This is a genomic window from Streptomyces sp. NPDC086777, assembly GCF_040702065.1.
Taxonomy (GTDB): Bacteria; Actinomycetota; Actinomycetes; order Streptomycetales; family Streptomycetaceae; genus Streptomyces.
In genome coordinates this window covers 24,016-45,847 of record NZ_JBFBJI010000017.1, presented here as the reverse complement: position 1 = coordinate 45,847, position 21,832 = coordinate 24,016, and the positions used below count along the sequence as shown (strand labels likewise).

Sequence of the window (21,832 nt, the reverse complement as noted above, 5' to 3'; positions counted from 1 at the left end):
CATTCGAAGGTCTCAACAACCTCACAGAGAATCTTCAGGTGATTCCTGTTTCTTTTATTGACAGCGGAAAATAAGGGTCATAGGTTCCCGGCCATGCGCTCGACCACCCGTGGCGAAACGTTTCCGGTGTCCACGCCGGCCGCCTCCCAGATCTTCACCACGGTCCTCTCCCACGGTCCCCTGACCCGGCTGGAGGCGGCCCGCCGGGCCGGGCTGTCCCCGGCCGCCGTGACCAGGGCGGTCCGGCCGCTGCTCGCGGCCGGATACCTGGCCGAGGACGCCGGCGACGGGGGCAGGCCCGCGCTCGGGCGGCCCGCGAACCTGGTGCGGGTCGACGGCGGGCGGGCCCTGTTCATCGGGGTCAAGGTGACCGGCGACGCGGTCATCGCCGTCCTCACCGACCTGTGCTGCCGGATCCGGCTGGCCCGGCGGCTGCCGGTCACCGACCGCGCACCGAAGACCGTGCTCGCCTCGATCGCCGAACTCACCCACGAACTGCGCGTCGAGGCCCAGGACTTCGGCGCCCCGGTCCTCGGCCTCGGGATCGCGGTCTCCGGAGACGTGGACCGGGCCGAAGGGGTCGCCCGCTACTCGCCGTTCCTGGACTGGCGAGGCGTCCCCCTCGCCGACCTCGCCGCCATGACCACGGGGCTGCCGGTCGTCGTCGAGAACGACGTGCGGGCCCTGACCGTCGCCGAGCAGTGGTTCGGCGCCGGCGTCGGGCTCTCCGACTTCGCCGTGGTCACCGTCGGGGCGGGCATCGGCTGCGGACTGGTGGTCCACGGCCGGCTGGTGGCCGGTGCCCACGGCGTCGCCGGCGAGATCGGCCACGTGGCCATCGACCCGGCCGGACCGCTCTGCCACTGCGGCAACCGCGGCTGCGTGGAGGCGATCGCGGGGGACGCCGCGATCGCCGCCCGGATCAGGCGGGTGACGGGACGCCGCGTCGACGGCCCGGCCGAGGCCGCGGCCCTCGCCCACGCGGGCGTCGCCGGGGCCCGGGAGGCGTACGCCCTCGCCGGCGACGCCATCGGCCGGGGCATCGCGACCGTGGCCAACCTGTTCGGCCCCGAGCGCGTGATCATCTCCGGCGAGGGCCTGGCCGCCCACGAGCTGTTCGCCGGGCACATCCGTGACGCCTTCACGGCGGCCGCCTTCGGCTCCGCCGCGCGGTGCGACGTCCAGACCCGCCCGCTCCCCTTCGAGGAGTGGGCCCGCGGGGCCGCGGCCACCGCGATCCATTCCTTCATCACCCCCACTCCCCAGGGCTGAGCCGCCCACGACCCCCAACCCAGGAAGCAGGGCCCATGAGGTCACCGTCGTACCCCCACCTGCCCGCACGCGGTCTGAGAGCCGTCCTCGTACTGGCGCTCACCGCCGCCTTCGCCGCCGCCGTGCCCGCCGCCGAAGCCCAGACCCCCGCCCCGATCGCCGCCAAGCCCTACATGGGCTGGTCCAGTTGGAGCATGCAGTCGTCCAAGTACCCCGGCCTCAACGACCAGGGCGACTACAGCTACCTCACCGAGGCGAACGTCCTCAAGCAGACCGACGCCCTGGCGAGCAAGCTGAAGAAGTACGGCTACGACTACGTCAACATCGACGCCGGCTGGTGGATGGACTGGAACTGGAAGCAGGGCTACGACCAGTACGGCCGCCAGCAGGCCGACCCCGCCCGCTTCCCCAGCGGCATGAAGGCCGTCGCCGACCACATCCACGCCAAGGGCCTCAAGGCCGGCATCTACCTCCCGGTCGGCCTGGAGAAGGGCGCGTACGGCGACGGGAAGACGCCGATCTGGAACGCCGGGAGCTGCACCACCGCCGACATCGTCTACGACGACCTGCGCACCACCAACGGCTGGGACAGCTCCTACAAGCTCGACTTCGACAAACCGTGCGCGCAGAAGTACATAGACTCCCAGGCCCAGCTGATCGCCGGCTGGGGCTACGACTTCCTCAAGCTCGACGGCGTCGGCCCCGGCTCCGGCAAGAGCGGCGACCAGTACGACAACGTCGCCGACGTGGCCGCCTGGCACCAGGCCATCGCCGCCACCGGCCGCCCGATCCACCTGGAGGGCTCCTGGTCCCTGGACTACGGGCACGCCGCCGACTGGCAGAAGTACACCAACGGCTGGCGCATCGACACCGACGTCGAGTGCTACTGCAACACCCTGGTCAGCTGGGAGAACTCCGTCGACGACCGCTGGGACGACACCCCGGCCTGGACCGGGAAGGCGGGCCCCGGCGGCTGGAACGACCTCGACTCCCTCGACGTCGGCAACGGCGCGATGGACGGCCTCACCAACGCCGAACGGCAGAGCTACGCCACGCTCTGGGCCATCGCCAAGTCGCCCCTGTTCACCGGCGACGACCTCACCAAGCTCGACGACTACGGCCTCTCCCTGCTGACCAACCGCGAGGTCATCGGCGTCGACCAGAGCGACAACCCGCCGGCCCGCCCGGTCACGCCGTCCGACCCGCAGCAGGTCTGGGCCGTGAAGAACGCCGACGGCACGTACACGGTGGCCCTCTTCAACCTGGCGGCCTCGCCCGCGGCGGTGACGGCCGACTGGACGGCACTGGGCTTCACCGGCAAGGCGTCGGTACGGGACCTGTGGAACCACGAGGACCTCGGCAGCTTCCAGAACAAGATCACCGAGGCGCTTCCCGCGCACGGCTCGCGCCTGTTCACCGTGGTGCCGAAGGGCAGCGCGCTGACGTCCACCGGGTACGAGGCCGAGGCGAGCGGCAACACGCTGAGCGGCAACGCCTCTGTCGCCGGGTGCGACGCGTGCTCCGGCGCCAGGAAGGTCGGCAACCTCTACCTCGGCGGCAAGCTCACCTTCAACAACGTCGTCGTCGACAAGGCCGGTACCTACCTGGTGAAGGTCGCCTACGTCAGCGGTGACTCCCGGTCGGCCACCGTCTCGGCCAACGCCGGGGGCGGGACCAGCCACAAGTTCCCGTCCACCGGGGACTGGGGGACCGTGGCGACGGTGAGTGTGCCGGTGACGCTGAAGGCCGGGGCGAACACCGTCAGCTTCGACAGCGGGTCGGGATACGCGCCGGACATCGACCGGATCGACGTTCCCAAGTCCCCTCGATAACCGCGTTGTTCGGGAACTGCGGGCCGGTGGGGGCTGGTCGCGCAGTTCCTCCCCCCAGCCTTCGGCCGGGGGACCCCCAGCGCCCCTTGCGCGGCGCTTCTCCTCGGACGTCGGATTGGAACCCCATGGACAACCACCCCAGCCGCCGCAGCTTCCTCGCCCTCGCCGCCGCCACGGGTGCCCTCGCCGGGCTCCCCGCCTTCACCGCTTCCGCCGCTCCGGTGCGGTCCACCGCGCCGCTCGCCGCTCCCCGGCACCAGCTCTGGTGGCAGGCGCCCGCCGACGACGGTTCGATGATCACGCAGGGCCTTCCCGTCGGAAACGGCCGGCTCGGTGCTCTCGCGAGCAACGACCCCGGCCGGGAACTCCTCCTCGTCACCGACGCCACGCTGTGGACCGGCGGGCTCAACGACACCCTCGACTCCGACGGCCAGTTCCCCTACGGCCGCGCCGACTTCGGGTCCCTCACCCTCCTCGCCCGGCTCACCGTCGAGATACCCGACCACGACCTGGGCGCCGTCTCCGGCTACCGCCGCACCCTCGACCTCGACAACGGCGTGGTGACGGCCTCGTACGTCCGCTCCGGCGTGACATACCGGCGGCAGGTCTTCGCCAGCCGCCCGGACGACGTGATCGTGCTGCACTTCGGCCAGGACGGCGGCGGGCGCTACACCGGAACCGTCACGCTGGAAGGCACCCACGGGGAGACCGGCGGCACGGCCGGGTCGTTCGCCGGGTCCTTCGCCAACGGACTGACGTACGGGGCCGCCGTCAAGGCGTACGGCAGCGGCGGCAGCGTCCGGGTGACCGGCTCGCACATCGCCTTCACCGACTGCCGCGAGCTGACCGTCGTCCTCAGCGGCGGCACCGACTACGCACCGGACGCCGCCGCCCACTATCGCGACCCCTCCGTGAACCCGGTGGCGCTCGCCCGCACCAAGGTCGCCGCGGCCGCCCGGCACCCGGCGGACTCGCTGCTGCGCACCCACGCCGCCGACCACCGGGCGCTGTTCGGGCAGTTCGACCTCTCGCTCGGCACCTCGACGGCCGAGCAGCGCGAACTGGACACCTGGGCGCGCATCCAGTCGCGCGCCGACACCGGCGACCCCGACCCGGAACTGGAGGCCGCCTACGCCCAGTTCGGCCGCTACCTGATGATCGCCGGATCGCGCGACAGCCTGCCGATGGGGCTCCAGGGCATCTGGCTGGACGGCAACGACCCGGACTGGATGGGCGATTACCACACCGACATCAACATCCAGATGAACTACTGGATGTCCGACCGGCTGGGCCTGTCCCAGTGCTTCGACGCCTTCACCGACTACTGCGTCGACCAGCTCCCGTCCTGGCGGGACCTCACCCAGCGGCTCTTCCAGGACTCCCGCAACCGCTACCGCAACTCCAGCGGCAAGGTCGCCGGCTGGACCGTCGCCATCTCCACCAACCCCTTCGGCGGAGGCGGCTGGTGGTGGCACCCCGCGGGCAACGCCTGGCTGTGCCAGAACCTCTGGGAGCACTACGAGTTCACCCGGTCCCGCGCCCACCTGGAGAAGATCTACCCGCTCCTCAAGGGTGCCTGCGAGTTCTGGGAGGCGCGGCTGCTCACCACTACCCTGGACGACGGGAAGGAGGTGCTGATCGCCGACAGCGACTGGTCACCGGAGCAGGGACCGTTGGACGCCAAGGGCATCACCTACGCTCAGGAACAGGTGTGGATGCTGTTCGGCAACTTCCGGACTGCGGCCGCCGAGCTGAAGAGGGATGCTGGGTACGCGGGCACCATCGGCAAGCTCCGCGACCGCCTCTACCTGCCGGTGGTCAGCCCCAGGACCGGCTGGCTGGAGGAGTGGATGTCCCCGGACAACCTCGGCGAGACCACCCACCGGCACCTCTCGCCGCTGATCAACCTCTTCCCGGGCGACCGGATCCGCCCCGACGGCTCGACGCCCGCCGACATCGTCGAGGGCGCCACCGCACTGCTCACCGCACGTGGCATGGACAGCTTCGGCTGGGCCAACGCCTGGCGCGCGCTGTGCTGGTCCCGGCTGAAGGACGCGGACAAGGCCTACCAGCTCGTCGTGCGCAACCTCCGGCCCTCCGACAACGGCAGCAACGGCACGTCACCGAACCTCTTCGACATCTACCAGGTCGACGAGGGCCGGGGCATCTTCCAGATCGACGCCAACTTCGGTACGCCGGCCGCCATCGCCGAGATGCTGCTGTACTCGCGGCCGGGGCACCTGGAACTGCTGCCCGCCCTGCCCGACGCCTGGGCGGCCGCCGGTTCGATCACCGGAGCGGGCGCCCGCGGCGGCTTCGTGGTGGACCTGGACTGGCGGGACGGCAAGCCGACCCGGGCCCGGATCCGCAGCGTCGGCGGCCGCACCACGACGGTCGCCTACCGCGGGACGTCCCGGACGGTGACGCTCGAACCCGGCCGGTCCGTCACGCTGAGGGACCTGGTGCGGTGACCGGCGGGCCGGCCCGGGCCGGTGGCCGGCTGGCGGCCCTCCTGATGATCGGGGCCTTCTGCCAGACCGGGTCCGCCGGTGCCTCCGCCACCGGCCCCGACCCGGCCGTGCCCGCCCAGGGGGCCGCCGTCCAGGCGGCCCCCGCCCGGCCGGACGTCGTCACCTGGGGGGCGAGCGCCGACCGGATGGGACAGGGCACCCCCGACCGCGGCTACCGGCTGGTCGTGCACACCAGCGTCGCCGGCACCGACCCGCGGGTGCGCCTCTCCAACGCCTTCGGCGACCGGCCGCTGACCCTGGACAGCGTCTACGCCGGGATCCAGCGCGAGGGAGCCGCCCTCCGGCCGGGCAGCAACAGGCGGCTGACCTTCGACGGCGCCCGCACGGTCACCGTGCCGGCCGGCGCCACCGCGTGGAGCGACCCGATGCCCGGCACCCTGCCCGCCGGCAGCAACCTGGTCGTCAGCCTGCACAGCCCGGACGCGGCCAGCCCCGCCACCGGGCACGGCATGGCCATGCAGACCTCGTACGTCGCCCAGGGCGACCACACCGCGGAGGAGAGCGCCGCCGGCTGGACCGACACCACCGGCTCCTGGTGGTACCTGGACTCGGTCGCGGTACGGCCGAAGAGCCGCGGCACCGGGGCGGTGGCGGCGCTCGGCGACTCCATCACCGACGGCTGGGCGTCCACCGGCGACCAGAACCGGCGCTGGCCCGACTACCTCGCCCGCCGTCTCCGGACGGCCGGCACCGAGGTCCAGGGCGTGGCCGACGAGGGGATCTCCGGCAACATGGTGCTCGCCGACGGCGCCGGGCAGTCGGCGCTGAACCGGCTGGACCGCGACGTCCTCAGCCAGCCGGGCCTCCGTACCGTCTTCCTCTTCGAGGGGGTCAACGACATCAAGGCCCACACCGGGGTCACCGCGGCCGGCCTGATCGCCGGGTACCGGGAGATCGTCCGGCGGGCGCACGCGGCCGGGAAGTGCGTGGTCGCCTCGACCGTCGGGCCGTTCGAGGGCTGGCCGGAGTGGGACCAGGCGGGCGACGCCGTGCGCCGGCAGGTCAACCGGTACATCCGCACCGGCGGCGAGTTCGACGGGATCGCCGACTTCGACCGGATCCTGCGCAGCCCCCACGACCAGGCGCGGCTGCTGCCGGCCCTGGACAGCGGCGACCACCTCCACCCCGACGACAAGGGCATGCAGGCCATGGCCGACTCCGTCGACCTGGCGAGCCTCGACTGCGACCGCTGACCCTTCGGACCGTCCCGCCCGACCACCCGCCGTCCGACCACCCGCCGTCCGACCACCCGCCGTCCGATCACCCCCGGGCCGTCGGCTCCGGAGTGATCAGGTGTTCCCGGTAGGCGATCGCCACCGCCTCCGTACGGCTCGCCGCGCCCAGCTTGGCGAGGATGTTGGAGACGTGCACGCTGGCCGTCTTGCCGGTGATGAACAGCTCCTCGCCGATCTGCCGGTTGCTGCGGCCGAGCGCCAGCAGCCGCAGCACGTCCTGCTCGCGAGCGGTCAGCGGCGAGGGCAGGGTGTCCGCCGGCGCCGACCGGCCCAGCAGCGCGTCCGAGCGCGCCAGCAACGGCCCGGCGCCCAGCGCCACCGCCGTCTCCCGGGCCGCCCGTGCCTGCTCCGCGGCCTGCGCACGCCGCCCGTCGGCCGCCAGGGCCTCGGCGTACCGCAACCGCACCCGGGCCGCCTCGTACACGTCGCCGTACCCGAACGCGGCCACCGCCCGCTCCCAGGCCGCCACCTCCGGCCCGGACACGGCACGGGCCCACTCGGCCTCGGCCCGCGCCAGCCAGGCCTGCCCCTCCGGGCCCTGCCGCACGGCCGCGGCCCGGGCCAGCTCCACCAGTTCACCTGCGACGCCCGTCCAGCCGTCCGCACCCCCGTCGCCGCGCGCGGAGACCGTGCGGTCCGCCACCGCCGCCAGCGCGAGCGCGGCGAGCCGGACCGTCACGTCCGGCGCCCGCCCCGACTCGTCGGTGAGCGCCGCGACCGCCTCCCGCGCCCGCGCCACCGCCTCCTGCGGATCGCCCCGCAGCGCGGCCTCGTCGGTCAGCACGATCCCCCCGACGAGCCGGCCCATCCAGTCGAACGGCTCCCCGAGCAGCGCCCTGGCCCGCGCCACGACGTCCGGCTCGCCGCGGGCCAGGGCGACGTACAGGACGGGCCCCGTGGTGAAGCCGGGCGCCGGTTCCTCCGCGCCTGCCACCCGCACGCACTCGTCCCAGCGGCCCAGCGTGCACAGCACCAGCAGCCGCAGATACCGCATCTCCAGCGCGTACGGCGACGACAGCAGCCCCGACCGCCGGGCCCGGTCGAGCCCCTCGGCCAGCCACGGCAGGCTCTCCGGCAGCTCGCCCGACTCGTAGCAGCCGATGGCCAGGCTGAACAGCGCCCGCATCTCCACCGGCGTGTCCCCGGCCGACCGGGCCAGCTCCCGCGCCTTCCGGAGCCGCTCCCGCCCCTCCGGGGCGCTGCGCCCGCCGCCCTCCAGCCGGGCCAGGGAGATCAGCAGATCGGCGCGGGCGGCGGTGGCACCGATCCGCTCGGCGACCTCCAGGGCCTGCCGCGCGACCCGCAGCGCGGTCGCGTCGTCCCCGACCTGCCGGGCCGCCAGGACGTGCGTGGCCGCCGCCCACACCCAGGTCCTGGACGGAGGTTCGGCGGGGATCATGGCCAGCGCCTCGCTGCTGTAGGCGAACGCGGCGGCGAGGTTGTCGACGGTGATGAGGTTCCCGGCCAGCGTGTAGCGCACCCGGGCGGCGAGTTCGGGATCCGCGTCCTGCCCGGCCCCGGCCAGCGCGGCCCGGGTCAGCGACACGGCCCGGTGCGCGTCCCCGGAGTGCGCGGCCGCCGCCGACGCGCGCAGCGTCAGGCTCACCGGGTCCAGCCCCTCGCCCGCGGGCCGCGCCTCGCACGGCACGGCCGGCCACAGGTCCAGGGCCGCCTCCAGATGCCGCAGCTCCTCGGCCGGGGCACCCATCCGCCGCGCGTGACCAGCGGCCTCCACGGACGCGGCCAGCGCCTCGGGCAGATCGTGGCTCTCCCGGTAGTGGTGCGCCCGCTCGGCCGCCGTCGCGGCCCCGCCGCCGCGGGCGGCCAGCAGCCTGGCGTACGTGCCGTGCAGCCGGGCCCGTTGCCCCGGCAGCAGGTCTCCGTAGACGGCCTCGCGCGCGAGGGCGTGCCGGAAGGCGTACGTGTCCCCGTCCCCGGCGACGAGCAACTGCCGTCCCACCGCCTCCCGCAGGGCGGTCTCCAGCTCCTCCTCCGGGAGTCCGGCCGCGTCCCGCAGCAGATCGTGGCCGACCCGGCGCCCGGCCACCGCGGCCGTCCGCAGCACCTGCTGGGCCGTCTCCGGCAGCTGCTCGACCCGGATCAGCAGCAGGTCGGCGAGCCCGGTCGGCATCCCGTCCGCGTCGGCGGCGGCCACCAGCTCCTCGGTGTAGAAGGCGTTGCCCTCGGCCCGCTCCACGATGTCCCGCACGGTCGCCTCGGGCAGCGGCCGCGCCTCCAGCGCCCGTACCAGCCGCGCTGTTTCCCCGTCCGGCAGCGGCCGCACCTCCAGCCGCTCCACCCCGGGCAGCCGCACCAGTTCGGCGAGCAGCGGCCGCAGCGGATGCCGCCGGTGCAGGTCGTCGGCACGGTAGGAGGCCAGCACCGCGAGCCGCCGGGGCAGCACACCCCGGCCGAGCAGGAACCGCAGCAGATCCCGCGACGACTGGTCGGCCCAGTGCAGATCCTCCAGGACCAGCAGCAGCGGAGTGGCGGCCGCCAGTTGACCGAACAGCCCGGCGACCCCTTCGAGGAGCCGCAGCCGCGCGTCGCCGTCGCGGGGGGAATCCGGCCCGGCACCGAGCAACCGCTCCACGACGGGATGCGCGGCGAGAACCTCCCCGAACCGCGTGTCCGCCGCCAGCACCCCGAGAATCTCGGTGAACGGCAGATACGGCAGCCCCACGTCCCCGAGATCGACACAGTGCCCGGTGACGACGGTGGCGCCCGCGCCGGCCGCCCGAGCCGCGACCTCGTCCAACAGCCGCGTCTTCCCGACCCCCGCGTCCCCGGCGACCAGCACGGCCTGCCCACTGCCGTTCCGGGCGCGCTCCAGCACCGAGGCGAGGCGGCCCAGTTCGTCGTCCCGCCCGATCAGCGGGCTGCCGAAAGATCTCTGCGACACGCCCTCATCCTCGCAGGAACGCGAGGCGAACCCCGCCCGGGGCGCTGCGGCTCCCCCCGGCCGAAGGCTGGGGGAGGAACTCCGCGACCGGCCACGATGCACCCGCTGCCGCCGTCACCACAGAGCCCCCCACCCCCGTAGGCACCCACCCCCGTAAGCAATCCTCAACCCCGCAGCACCCGCGCCCAGTCCTCCGGCACCCGGTCCGCCGGCCCCGGCACGGACTGCTCCGCAGGATGACTCACCGGCGGTGCCAACTCCGGCCCGGCCTCGTACAACTCCTCCGTCTCGAAGTTCCAGAACCAGCCCTCGCCCGGCTCGTAGCTACGGATCACCGGATGCCCGGACTCGTGGAAGTGCGCCGTCGCGTGCTTCGCGGGCGAGTCGTCGCAGCACCCGATGTGCCCGCACTGGGCGCACCGCCGCAGATGGAACCACCAGCCCCCCGCCGCCTCGCACTCCACACACCCGGCGCCGCTCGGCGGAACGACCGGGTCTATGGCGGTGTCGCCACTCATACTGCCTCCACAGGTGTCTCGGATTCCTCGGGCGTCTCGGCGGTCAGCGGGAGCAGCACCTGGAACCGGGTGTCGCCGGGTTCCGACTCCACCCGCATGGTGCCGTGGTGCTTGTTCACGACGATCCGCCAGGAGATGTCCAGACCGAGCCCGGTGCCCTGCCCCACGGGCTTGGTCGTGAAGAAGGGGTCGAAGATGCGGTCCTTGATCTCCGGCGCGATCCCGCTCCCGGTGTCCCGGAACTCGACCAGCAACTGTTCGTGGTCGAGCGCCGTGCGCACGGTCAGCGTGCCGTGCCCGCCACCCTCGCCGGCCCCGTCCTTCATCGCGCAGACCGCGTTGTCGACGAGATTGGTCCACACCTGGTTGAGCTCGGCGGGGTAGGCGGGCACCGGCGGGACCGTACGGTCGTACTCCTTGACCACCCGGATGTCCTGCCCGATCTTCCCGGACAGCATCAGCAGGGTGCTGTCGAGGAGTTCGTGCACGTCTACCACCCGGTACGGCGCCCGGTCCAGCTGGCTGTACTGCTTGGCCGCGTCGACAAGGTGCGAGATGCGGGTGGTCGAGTCCTCGATCTCGTTCATCAGCAGCTCGGTCTCGATGGTGTAGTTGAGCCAGCCGATCGAGTTCGGCAGTATCTCCTCGTCCACGGCCACCGCGACCTGGTCCAGCCAGTCGATGTCGAGACCGGCCTGGACGAAGGTCGGCGCGATCTGCCAGGCGTTGTCGCAGCCGTGGTCCTCCAGCCAGTCGGTGACCAGGTCCTCGCGGTCGGCGGCCTCCAGCGGACTGAGCGCCGGCGCCTTGGCGACCCGCTCGGCGGTGCGCTCCTGGATCTCGATCAGCTCGGCCAACTGCTCCCGCGAGAAGGGACTCTCGGTGATGATCGCGAGCTTGCGCCGCATCTTCGCCACCCGCTCGCGCAGCGCCGACGTGGCCCGCACGGCCGCCGCGGCCGGGTTGTTCAGCTCGTGGGTGAGCCCGGCGGACAACGAGCCGAGCGCCAGCAGCCGTTCGCGCTGCCCGATCGCCGCCTGGGTGTTCTTCGAACCGAAGAACAGGCCTTCCAGCAGGTGCACGGCCATCGGGAACCACTCGCGCATGATGTCCGCGAACGTGTCGGCCGGCAGCACGAAGAACCGGGTCGGCTCGGTCACCCGCATCGAGTTGTTGTACGCCTGCCGCACCCGGTCCCCGAGGTAGGCCTGCATGGCGCCCGCGTACACGCCGGACTGCGAGGTCCGGGTGACCTCGACGTCGTCCCCGCCGACCTGCCGGGAGAGCACCACGGTGCCCTCGACCATCACGTAGAAACAGGTGGCCGGCTCACCCTCGGTGTAGACCGGTCCGGGCTGGAACAGCTCCACCCGGCCCGCCGCGCACAGCCGCCCGAGCTGCTCCGGCTCCAGCTTCTCGAACAGGAACAGCGCACCGATCTCCTTCGCGCTGCACGGCATCGGCTGCCCGCTCATGACTGCTCCAGGTACCGGTGGACGAGCATCACTGCCATGGCTCCTTCTCCGACGGCGGACGCGACACGCTTGGCGGACTCGGCGCGTGCGTCGCCCGCCACGAACACGCCGGGAATGCTGGTCTCCAGGTGGTACGGCGGCCGGTCCAGCTCCCAGCCCGCCGGCGCCCGTCCGCCGACGGTCAGGTCCGGCCCGGCCAGGATGAACCCGCGTTCGTCCCGCAGCACCGTGTCGCCGAGCCAGTCGGTGAGCGGCGCCGCCCCGATAAACACGAACATCCACTGGGCGTCCACCTGTTCCCGGTCCCCGCTCTGCACATGGCGCAGGGTGAGCTGCTCCAGCCGTTCGACGCCGTGCGCGGCGTCCACCACGGTGTGACTGCGCACGGCGATGTTGGGGGCCTCGTTGATCTGCTGGATCAGGTAGTACGACATCGAGGCCGACAGGTCGGCGCCGCGGACCAGCAGGGTCACCGACTTGGCGAACCGGGACAGGTACATCGCCGCCTGGCCGGCCGAGTTGGCGCCGCCGACGATGTACACGTCCTGGCCCTGGCAGGAGGTCGCCTCGGTGAGCGCGGAGCCGTAGAACACCCCGCAGCCGGTCAGGTCGATGCAGCCCTCGGCCTCCAGCTGCCGGTACTGCACCCCGGTCGCCAGGATCACGCTGTGCGCCGCGACCGCGGAGCCGTCCGCGAACCGCACCACCCGCGCGGCCCCGTTGATCTCCAGCCCCGTGACCTCCCGGGCGGTCAGGATCTCCGCACCGAACTTGGCGGCCTGACGGCGGGCCCGGTCGGTGAGCTGGGCGCCCGAGACGCCGTCCGGGAAGCCCAAATAGTTCTCGATCCGCGAGCTCTGCCCGGCCTGGCCGCCGGTCGCCGACCGCTCCACGAGCACGGTCCGCAGCCCCTCCGACGCCCCGTACACGGCCGAGCCGAGCCCGGCCGGGCCGCCGCCGATCACCACCAGGTCGTAGAAGTCCGCCGTCGGGGTCGTCGCCAGGCCCACGTGCGCGGCCAGCTCCGGCGCCTCCGGCTCCACCAGGGGCGTGCCGTCCGGCGTGATCACCAGCGGCAGCCGGGCCCCGTCGGTCTCCGCCGCGGCCAGCAGCCGCTGCCCCTCCGGCTCCTCCACCGAGTACCAGCGGTACGGCACCTGGTTGCGGGCCAGGAACTCCCGCACGTCCGACGACCGGGCCGACCACCGGTGCCCGACGACCTTGGTGGCCGGTACCGGCTTGTAGTCGCTGGCCCGCCAGGCGTCGATAAGATCGTCGAGGACCGGGTAGAGCTTCTCCTCCGGGGGGTCCCAGGGCTTGAGCAGATAGTGGTCCAGATCGACGACGTTGATCGCGTCGATCGCCGCGTTGGTGTCCGCGTACGCGGTCAGCAGCACCCGGCGGGCGCCCGGGTACACGTCCAGGGCCTGCTCCAGGAACTCGATGCCGTTCATCTGCGGCATCCGGTAGTCGGCCAGGATCACCGCCACCAGGTCGCCGCGCAGCTTCAGCTCCCGCAGCGCGTCCAGCGCCGACTCCCCGGACTCCGCGCGCACGATCCGGTACGACGCGCCGTAGCGGCGCCGCAGGTCCCGCGCGACGGCACGGGAGACCCCCGGGTCGTCGTCCACGGTCATGATGACGGTCCGTGCTGCGTCGGCAGCCTGTGCCATACGTCTCCCACCCCGAGCCGTTGGTTCACGGGACGGCGACGCTCTCCGCGCGGAGGGACGACCGCCGTACCGGTTCCCGCCCATCGTATGTTCGATCGCCCGCCTTCGCTCTGGTACGAGGGTGCACAGCGGGCACCCGTCAGTGCGGAAGACTGATCACGCAGAAGCGGAACCGACGAGGAGGCCGGTGCATGACGCGCCCGATCACGGCAGGGGTCGACGGTACGGAGGAGAGCCTCGCCGCTCTCGACTGGGCGGCCCGGGAAGCGGTACGCCGAGGGCTGCCGCTGCGGGTGGTGCACGCCTGGCGCCACGAGGAGCACGAGGCGCTCCGCGGTGACCGGGAGGCCCAGCGCGGGTGGGTGTCCGACGGGGTCGCCGAATCGGTGCGGACCGTCACCGGGCGGTATCCGCAGCTCGCGGTGAGCGTCGACGTGCCGGAGGGCGGCCCGGTCGAGGTGCTCACGGACGCGGCCGCCGGGGCCGGGCTGCTGGCGCTGGGCTCGCGCGGGCACGGCCGGGTCGTCGGGTTCCTGCTGGGCTCCGTCGGGCAGCAGGTGATCGCCGGGGCCGCGTGCCCGGTGGTCCTGGTGCGCACCGGAGACCGGCCCACCGGCGAGGCCGCGGGGCGGGAGGTCGTCGTGGGCCAGCAGGGCGGGCCGCAGGACAGCGCGGCCGCGCTGGAGTTCGCGTTCGAGACGGCCGCGGCCCGCGGTGCGACGGTCCGGGTGGTGCGGGCCTGGACCCTACCGCCGGTCTTCGCCTACAGCCCCGGCTCGCTGAAACTGCTGGACGAGTCCGGCGGCATGGAGCCCTACGAGAAGAAGGCGCTGGCCGAGGCGGTACGGCCGCTGCGCGAGCGGTTCCCGGACGTGCCGGTCGCCGAGCACGTGGAGATGGGCAGCGCCGCCCAGGTGCTGCTCTCGCTGGCCGGACGCGCCCAGCTGATGGTCGTCGGGCGCCGCGCCCACCCCACCGCGGTCGGTGCCCGCATCGGCTCGGTGGCGCACGGGGTGCTGCACCACGCCGACTGCCCGGTGGCCGTCGTACCGCACGAGTGACCGTGATCCGGCCCGGGCGGGGTCACTCCGGGGTGACCGGCTCCAGGGTCTCCCGTGCCTTCGGCAGCACGTTCTCGATGTAGTCCTCGACCGCGTTGTCCAGGCCTATGTCGTGCTGCGCACGCTCCGACAGGTACCAGCGGTGTTCCAGCAGCTCGTGGTAGATCTCGGCCGGGTCCATCGAGCCGCGCAGCTCCGGCGGCACGGCCCGCACGGTGGGGCGGAAGACGTCCCGCACCCACCGGTGGGCCAGCACCTCGGGGCGGGCGGCGAGGGGGTCGCCGGGGGCGTAGTCGTCCTGGGTGGCCATCCAGCTCTCCAGGTCGTTCAGCAGCCGCCGCGCCTGGTTCTCCTCGGCGTCCAGGCCGGTCAGCCGCAGCAGCTGGCGCTGGTGGTGGCCGGCGTCGACGACCTTGGGCACGAAGGTGACGCTGTCGCCGTTGGAGGAGTGCTCGATCTGCATCTCGGCCACGTCGAAGCCCAGCTCGTTGAGGCGCCGGATCCGGCGCTCGATGTAGTGGTACTTGCCCGCCGGGTACACCGAGGTGCGGGTCAGCTCCTCCCACAGCTCGCCGTACCGGGTGCAGATCTCGAACCCGAACTCGATGGGGTCCAGCGACGGGTGCAGCGCCCCCGAGGCCTCCAGGTCGAGCAGTTCCCCGCTGATGTTCACCCGGGCCAGGTCGAGGTCGTACTCCCGCTGCCCGTTGCTCAGCTGCGGGTGCAGGTCGCCGGTCTCGGCGTCCACCAGGTAGGCCGCGTAGGCGCCCGCGTCCCGCCGGAACAGGGTGTTGGACAGCGAGCAGTCGCCCCAGGCGAACCCGGCCAGGTGCAGGCGGACCAGCAGCACCGCCAGGGCGTCCATGAGGCGGTGCATGGTGGCCGGGCGCATGGTCGTCTCGAACATCGAGCGGTACGGCATCGAGCCGCCCAGGTGCCGGGTGACCAGCACCGACTCCAGCGGCTCGCCCGCGGGGTCGGTGCGGCCGGTGATCACCGCGAGCGGGTCGACCGCGGGGATGGTGAGCCGGTCCAGGTCGCGCAGCAGCTCGTACTCGCGCAGCGCCGGGCGCTCCGCGAGCTCCTTCACCGCGATCACCTCGCTGCCGGCCCGGGCGTAGCGCACCACGTGCCGCGAGATGCCCCGGGGGAGCGGCACGAGGTAGTCCTCGGGCCACTCCTCCAGCGGGACGTCCCAGGGGAGTTCGAGCAGGAGCGCCGGGTGCTCCGGGTTGGTGGCGTTGATCTGCAAGGCCATGGGGTGAACCTTACGGCCGGTGGGTCACGAGGCCAGCTCCCGGGCCCGGTCGGCGGCCGCCCGGACCGAGCCGCGGTGCAGCGGGCCGTGCCCCGGCAGCAGGGCATCGCCGTCGAGGGCGCCGATCAGCTCCAGCGAGGCGACGGCCCGGGCCCGCTCGTGGTGGAACATGCCGGGCAGCAGTTGCGGCCCCTGGACCCGCGAGGTGCGGTGGCCGCTGACCAGCGCGTCCCCGGAGATCACCAGACCGGCCTCGGGCAGGTGGTAGACGGTGTGCCCGTCGGTGTGACCGGGGGTGTGCACCGGGACCGGGCGGCCCGGCAGGTCGAGGGGGCCGTCGGCGACCGGGAACGCCTCGGGCGCCTTGACCGGGTGCTGCTCGGTGCCGCCGACCCGCAGCACGTGCACCAGCCACGGCACCACACCCGGCCGCCAGGCGTTCTTCACCACCTCGCCCACCGACACCTGCTGGAGGAAGTCCCGCCGGGCGTGCGGGACTTCGGCCTCGTGCAGATAGACCGGGGTGCCGTGGGTCCCGCGCAGGTACTCGGCCGAGCCGAGGTGGTCGTTGTGCGCGTGCGTGATCAGCACGGCCGCCACCGCCTCCGGTGAGCTGCCGACCTCGGCGAGGGAGCCGAGCAGGCCCTCCCGGTCGCCGGGGTAGCCGGTGTCCACCAGGGTGACGGCGTCCCCGTCCTTGAGGATCACCCAGTTGGTGTGCCCGCCGTGCACCAGATAGGCGCCCTTGCCGACTTCGTGTACCTCTGCCCGCATGATCACTCCGGCTTGCCCGTTCGTGCCGATCGAAACGTGGGACAGCCAACCACACGCGGCGGGCCACCCGTTGCGGAGGCCCTGGTCACCGCACGCCCGGTGGCCGGAACTGGATGCTGATCCGCGGTCCGGCCGCCCGCGCCGTCTTCGGTACGCAGTGCTCCCAGGTCCGCTGGCAGGAGCCGCCCATCACGATCAGGTCGCCGTGGCCCAGCGGGCGCCGGATCGAGGGGCCGCCGCGCAGCGGGCGCAGCAGCAGATCGCGGGGTGCGCCCACGGAGAGGATCGCGACCATGGTGTCCTCCCGCGCACCCCGGCCGAGCCGGTCGCCGTGCCAGGCCACGCTGTCCCGGCCGTCGCGGTAGTAACAGAGCCCGGCCGTGGTGAACGGCTCGCCCAGCTCCTCGGCGTAGTGCCGGGTGAGCGCCTCGCGGGCCTCGGCGAGGACGGGGTGGGGGAGCGGGTCGCCGGCGCCGTAGAACGCGAGCAGGCGCGGTACGTCCACGACGTTGTCGTACATCTGCCGCCGCTCGGCGTGCCAGGCGACGTCCGTCGCCAGCTCTTCGAACAGCGCGTCGGCGCCGCTCAGCCAGCCGGGCAGCACGTCGATCCAGGCGCCGGAACCGAGCACGGTCCGGCCGATGCCGTCGAGGGTGCCGAGGCGCAGGTCGTCGGTCTGGTCGAACAGGGAGCCCTGGAGGTGCGTGGCCATGAGGCCAGCGTACTCCGTAATCGAAAATCTGTTCCTATTTGATCTCCGGTGGCTCGCGTGTGCCCACGCAGGCCCGCGCGGGCCCTCGGTGCGGATGGAGGGCGGCGGCCCCTTTCGATACATCCATGTATTCGATACATTCATGTATCGAACGGAGGTCGGCACATGACCGTGGACGGCGGTGCGCACCGGCGCGTGACCCGGCGGCGGGTGCAGACCCGCGCCCGGCTGCTCGACGCCGCGTTCACGGTGTTCGCCGCCAAGGGCTTCGGGCGGGTCTCCATCGAGGAGGTCTGCGAGGCCGCCGGGTTCAGCCGGGGCGCCTTCTACTCGAACTTCGCCACCCTCGACGAGCTGTTCTTCGCCCTCTACCGGGAGCGCGCCGACCTCATCGCCCAGCAGGTCGCCGACGCGCTCGCCGGCGACGGACCCGACCTGGACGTTCCGGCCGCCGTGGACCGGGTCACCGACGTCCTGCTCCTCGACGTGGACTGGCTGCTGGTGAAGACCGACTTCCTGGTGCACGCCGCCCGGGACCCGGCCGTCGCCGGACTCCTCCTCGACCACCGCGCCCGGCTCCGCGAGGCCGTCGCCGACCGGCTGCTGCGGGCCCGCGGCCACACCCCGATCCCCACCGTGCTCGGCGACGTCGAGGGCGCGGCCCACGCCGTGGTCGCCGCCTACGACGGGGTCACCGTCCAGCTGCTGCTCGACAAGGACGTGGACCGGGCCCGTACCTGGCTCGGGCAACTGCTCACCGCGCTGCTGACCGACGGCCGGACCCGACCCGGACAGGACAGCGGCAGCACTCTGCTCGGATAAGACACCGGACAACACTCGGACAAGAAAGGCGTCGCCATGGACGCTGACGTCATCGTCGTCGGAGCCGGCCTGGCCGGCCTGGTCGCGGCGCACGAACTCACCAGCAGGGGCAGGCGCGTCGCCCTGGTCGACCAGGAGAACGCCGCCAACCTCGGCGGCCAGGCGTTCTGGTCCTTCGGCGGGCTCTTCCTCGTCGACTCCCCCGAACAGCGCCGCCTCGGCATCAAGGACTCCCTCGACCTGGCCTGGAACGACTGGCGGGGCAGCGCCCAGTTCGACCGCGAGGACGACGAGGACTCCTGGGCGGTGCGCTGGGCGCGTGCCTACGTCGAGTTCGCGGCGGGGGAGAAGCGGCCCTGGCTGCAGAGCCACGGCATCAGCCTGCTGCCGACCGTCGGCTGGGCCGAGCGCGGCGACCTGCGCGCCCACGGCCACGGGAACTCCGTCCCCCGCTTCCACGTGGCCTGGGGCACCGGCACCGGCGTGGTCGAGCCCTTCGTCCGGTATGCGAGGCAGGCCGCCCGCGACGGACTGCTCACCTTCCACCACCGCCACCAGGTCGACGAACTCGTCATCGAGGACGGCGAGGCGCGCGGCGTCCGCGGCACCGTCCTCGCCGCCGACGACTCACCGCGCGGCGTCGCCTCCAACCGCGACCGAGTCGGCGACTTCGAACTCACCGCCCAGGCCGTCGTCGTCACCACCGGCGGCATCGGCGCCAACCACGACATCGTCCGCCGCTACTGGCCCGAACGCCTCGGCACACCCCCCGCCGAGATGGTCACCGGCGTCCCCGCCTACGTCGACGGCCGCATGCTCGACATCAGCGCCGGGGCCGGCGTCCGCCTGGTCAACCGCGACCGCATGTGGCACTACACCGAGGGCATCCAGAACTGGAACCCGATCTGGCCCGGCCACGGCATCCGCATCCTGCCCGGCCCGTCCTCCATCTGGCTCGACGCCCTCGGCCGCCGCCTGCCCGACCCGTGCCTGCCGGGCTACGACACCCTCAGCACCCTTCGGCACCTGCGCACCACCGAGGACATCGCCGGCTACGACCACTCCTGGTTCGTCCTCACCCGCAAGATCGTCGAGAAGGAGTTCGCGCTCTCCGGTTCCGAGCAGAACCCCGACATCACTGCCAAGGACCGCAAGGCCGTACTGCGTGACCGGCTGCTCGGCAAGGGCGCCCCCGGCCCGGTCCAGGCCTTCCTCGACCACGGCGCGGACTTCGTGACCGCGAGCTCCCTGGACCAGCTCGTCGAGAAGATGAACGGCCTCACCGACAAGGCGCTCCTCGACGCGGCCGAGGTGCGCCGCCAGATCGTCGCCCGCGATCTGCAGATCGGCAACTCCTACAGCAAGGACTCCCAGGTCCAGGGCATCCACAACGCCCGCCGCTACATCGGCGACCGCCTCGGCCGGGTCGCCGCCCCGCACCGCATCCTCGACCCGGCCGCCGGACCGCTGATCGGCGTCAAGCTGCACGTCCTCACCCGCAAGACCCTCGGCGGCATCCAGACCGACCTGGACTCCCGCGCCCTCGGCGCCGACGGACAGCCGATCGGCGGGCTCTACGCGGCCGGCGAGGTGGCCGGCTTCGGCGGCGGCGGCGTGCACGGCTACAACGCGCTGGAGGGCACGTTCCTCGGCGGCTGCCTGTTCTCGGGCCGGGCGGCGGGGCGCGCGGCGGCGAAGCAGACCGGGTGAGGGCAGTGGTGGGCCGGTGGTCGTCTGCGGCGCCGTCGTGGCCGGTCGCGCAGGCGCTCCCCCAGCCTTCGGCCGGGGGTACCCCCAGCGCCCTTCGGGAGCGCTCGGCCGGCTCAGTCGGCCAGGAGCCGCGCCAGCACGGTGGCGTGGCTCTCGGCCGGGGTTTTCGACGCGGTGAGCAGGGTCACCGGACCCTCGCGCACCGACTCCCGCAGGCCGTCGAGGAGTTCGGCGGCCTCGGGAGCGGCCAGCTCCGCCTCGTAGCGGTGCACGAACTCCTCGTACGACCCGCCCGCGTGCAGCCAGCGGCGCAGTTCGTCCGAGGGCGTCACCCCCTTCGGCCACTCGTCCACGTGCGCCACCTCCTTGGACATGCCGCGCGGCCAGAGCCTGTCCACCAGGACGCGCACCCCGTCCGCCGGCTCGGGCGGCTCATAGATCCTGCGCACGCGCACGCTCACGGTCGATGCACCCTTCGGCTCGCTGACGGTGCCGCGAGCGTAAGCGGCGGCCCCGGCCCACGGGCTGCCGACGCGGCGCAGCTTGACCAGAATGAGGGGGAAACACGGACCCCCGCGCGCCTAGTCTGTGGGCCATTGATCATCTACCAACCCCCCAGGGAGTCCATGTGCAGGGCGCAAGCAGACGTACCGCAGTCCTCCGCCGGGAGGCCGTCCTCGGCACCGTCCCGGTCGCCGTCGCGGCCCTGCTCGCCGCCGCCGGCACGGCCTCGGCGAGCACGATCGGCGCTGCGGGCGCGGGCGACCCCTACTTCCCGCTCAGCGGCAACGGCGGCTACCACGTCGGCCACTACGACCTGACGCTCCGCTACGACACCTCCTCCCGGCACCTCGACGGCAAGGCGGTCCTCACCGCCCGCGCCACCGAGCGGCTGACCCGCTTCGACCTCGACCTGAGCGGCCTGAAGGTCACCCGGGTGACCGTCGACGGCCGGACCGCCCGGTTCAGCCGCAGCGGACAGGAACTCGTCGTCACGCCGGCGCGGGCGCTGGCCAAGGGCCACGACTTCCGCGTCACCGTGGCGTACAACGGCACGCCCAGGCAGGTCACCGACCCCGACGGCTCGGCCGACGGCTGGATCCGCACCGACGACGGCGCGTTCGTCGCCGGCGAGCCGCAGGGCGCGATGACCTGGTTCCCTGCCAACAGCCACCCCAGGGACAAGTCGTCGTACGACTTCACGATCACCGTCCCCAAGGGGCGCACCGCCGTCGCCAACGGCGTCCTTCTCGGACAGCACACCTCCGGCGGCCGCACGACCTTCCGGTGGCGGCAGACCGAGCCGATGGCCGCGTACCTGGCGACCGCCACCGTGGGCACGTTCAAGGTGCAGCAGTACACCACCCGGGACGGGATCAAGGTGTACAACGCTGTCGACCCGCGCGAGGCGAGCGCGTCGGCGGCCGTGCTGAAGAAGCTGCCGTCGGTCCTGGAATGGGAGAGCAAGCTGTTCGGGCCGTACCCGTTCCGGTCCGCCGGATCGATAGTCGACCACGCGCCGAACGTCGGATACGCGCTGGAGACGCAGGGCCGGCCGATCTACGACTCGGCACCGGACCTGAGCACGCTCGTGCACGAGAACGCCCACCAGTGGTTCGGCGACTCCGTCTCCCTCACCGCCTGGAAGGACATCTGGCTCAACGAGGGCTTCGCCACGTATGCCGAGTGGCTGTACAGCGAGCAGCACGGGGGCGACAGCGCGCAGAAGAACTTCGACGCGCTGTACGCGAAGCCCGCGGGCGACGAGCTGTGGGCGTATCCGCCGGGGGATCCGGGGAGCGGGAAGAACATCTTCGGTGAGCCGGTGTACGCGCGGGGCGCGATGGCCCTGCACGAGCTGCGGAAGGCGGTCGGGGACCCGGTGTTCTTCCGGATTCTGCGGGCGTGGGCTTCGGAGCACCGGTACGGGCACGGGACGACCGCGGAGTTCGTGAAGCTGGCCGAGGGGGAGTCGGGGAAGGACCTCGGTCCCTTGTTCCAGACGTGGTTGTACAAGAAGGGCAAGCCGTAGCGGTCCGGGTGCCGGCCGGTGGGGG

16 protein-coding genes are annotated in these 21,832 nt (G+C 72.8%); 8 read left to right on the top strand and 8 right to left on the bottom strand.

Features of this window, described 5'->3' with window-relative positions:
• The first annotated feature begins 93 nt into the window (after positions 1 to 93).
• From AB0472_RS23935 to AB0472_RS23920, 4 genes are all read left to right on the top strand, one after another.
• Entirely contained in the window at positions 94 to 1,272 is a 1,179-nt protein-coding gene (locus tag AB0472_RS23935; RefSeq protein WP_366358748.1) for an ROK family transcriptional regulator, read from the top strand.
• A gap of 35 nt (positions 1,273 to 1,307) precedes the next feature.
• Positions 1,308 to 3,104: a CBM35 domain-containing protein gene (locus AB0472_RS23930; RefSeq protein WP_366358746.1), complete on the top strand. Its 1,797-nt coding sequence runs from the start codon at positions 1,308 to 1,310 to the stop codon at positions 3,102 to 3,104.
• Positions 3,105 to 3,229: 125 nt separating this feature from the next.
• A complete protein-coding gene (locus AB0472_RS23925; RefSeq protein ID WP_366358744.1) occupies positions 3,230 to 5,575 on the top strand; it encodes a glycoside hydrolase N-terminal domain-containing protein in 2,346 nt (781 codons plus the stop codon).
• On the top strand, positions 5,572 to 6,828 hold the full coding sequence (locus tag AB0472_RS23920) for an SGNH/GDSL hydrolase family protein (protein ID WP_366358743.1): 1,257 nt from the start codon (positions 5,572 to 5,574) through the stop codon (positions 6,826 to 6,828). Before AB0472_RS23925 ends, AB0472_RS23920 begins: the two co-directional genes overlap by 4 nt.
• A 67-nt stretch (positions 6,829 to 6,895) precedes the next feature.
• Here AB0472_RS23920 and AB0472_RS23915 read toward each other — a convergent pair whose 3' ends face one another.
• The 4 genes from AB0472_RS23915 to AB0472_RS23900 form a co-directional block, all read right to left on the bottom strand.
• Entirely contained in the window at positions 6,896 to 9,772 is a 2,877-nt protein-coding gene (locus tag AB0472_RS23915; RefSeq protein ID WP_366358741.1) for an AAA family ATPase, read from the bottom strand.
• Positions 9,773 to 9,936: 164 nt separating this feature from the next.
• Positions 9,937 to 10,290 carry a UBP-type zinc finger domain-containing protein gene (locus AB0472_RS23910; protein WP_366358740.1) on the bottom strand — a complete coding sequence of 118 codons (354 nt, stop codon included), beginning with the start codon at positions 10,288 to 10,290 and terminating at the stop codon, positions 9,937 to 9,939.
• Positions 10,287 to 11,765, bottom strand: a complete 1,479-nt coding sequence (locus AB0472_RS23905; protein WP_366358738.1) for an ATP-binding protein — start codon at positions 11,763 to 11,765, stop codon at positions 10,287 to 10,289. The genes AB0472_RS23910 and AB0472_RS23905 overlap by 4 nt, the downstream gene beginning before the upstream one ends.
• Positions 11,762 to 13,438, bottom strand: coding sequence for an FAD-dependent oxidoreductase (locus AB0472_RS23900; RefSeq protein WP_366358737.1), 1,677 nt, complete (start codon positions 13,436 to 13,438; stop codon positions 11,762 to 11,764). The genes AB0472_RS23905 and AB0472_RS23900 overlap by 4 nt, the downstream gene beginning before the upstream one ends.
• A 191-nt stretch (positions 13,439 to 13,629) precedes the next feature.
• On the opposite strand from AB0472_RS23900, the gene AB0472_RS23895 reads away from it, so the two are divergent.
• Positions 13,630 to 14,499: a universal stress protein gene (locus AB0472_RS23895; protein WP_366358736.1), complete on the top strand. Its 870-nt coding sequence runs from the start codon at positions 13,630 to 13,632 to the stop codon at positions 14,497 to 14,499.
• A gap of 22 nt (positions 14,500 to 14,521) precedes the next feature.
• Here the strand turns inward: AB0472_RS23895 and AB0472_RS23890 are convergent, their stop codons facing one another.
• The 3 genes from AB0472_RS23890 to AB0472_RS23880 form a co-directional block, all read right to left on the bottom strand.
• Entirely contained in the window at positions 14,522 to 15,757 is a 1,236-nt protein-coding gene (locus AB0472_RS23890; protein WP_366358735.1) for a DUF4032 domain-containing protein, read from the bottom strand.
• A 24-nt stretch (positions 15,758 to 15,781) separates the two neighbouring features.
• The gene (locus AB0472_RS23885) at positions 15,782 to 16,531 is read right to left on the bottom strand and encodes an MBL fold metallo-hydrolase (protein WP_366358733.1); all 750 of its coding nucleotides are present in this window, start codon (positions 16,529 to 16,531) and stop codon (positions 15,782 to 15,784) included.
• An 85-nt stretch (positions 16,532 to 16,616) separates the two neighbouring features.
• Positions 16,617 to 17,243 (bottom strand): alpha-ketoglutarate-dependent dioxygenase AlkB, encoded by a 627-nt coding sequence (locus tag AB0472_RS23880; RefSeq protein ID WP_366358732.1) that lies wholly within the window; start codon positions 17,241 to 17,243, stop codon positions 16,617 to 16,619.
• 165 nt (positions 17,244 to 17,408) lie between these two features.
• On the opposite strand from AB0472_RS23880, the gene AB0472_RS23875 reads away from it, so the two are divergent.
• Positions 17,409 to 18,065 carry a TetR/AcrR family transcriptional regulator gene (locus tag AB0472_RS23875; protein ID WP_366358730.1) on the top strand — a complete coding sequence of 219 codons (657 nt, stop codon included), beginning with the start codon at positions 17,409 to 17,411 and terminating at the stop codon, positions 18,063 to 18,065.
• A gap of 36 nt (positions 18,066 to 18,101) precedes the next feature.
• Positions 18,102 to 19,775 (top strand): FAD-binding dehydrogenase, encoded by a 1,674-nt coding sequence (locus AB0472_RS23870; RefSeq protein WP_366358729.1) that lies wholly within the window; start codon positions 18,102 to 18,104, stop codon positions 19,773 to 19,775.
• A 113-nt stretch (positions 19,776 to 19,888) separates the two neighbouring features.
• Here the strand turns inward: AB0472_RS23870 and AB0472_RS23865 are convergent, their stop codons facing one another.
• Entirely contained in the window at positions 19,889 to 20,236 is a 348-nt protein-coding gene (locus AB0472_RS23865) for a DUF488 family protein (protein WP_366358727.1), read from the bottom strand.
• 167 nt (positions 20,237 to 20,403) lie between these two features.
• On the opposite strand from AB0472_RS23865, the gene AB0472_RS23860 reads away from it, so the two are divergent.
• Entirely contained in the window at positions 20,404 to 21,807 is a 1,404-nt protein-coding gene (locus tag AB0472_RS23860) for a M1 family metallopeptidase (protein WP_366358726.1), read from the top strand.
• Positions 21,808 to 21,832: the final 25 nt, after the last annotated feature.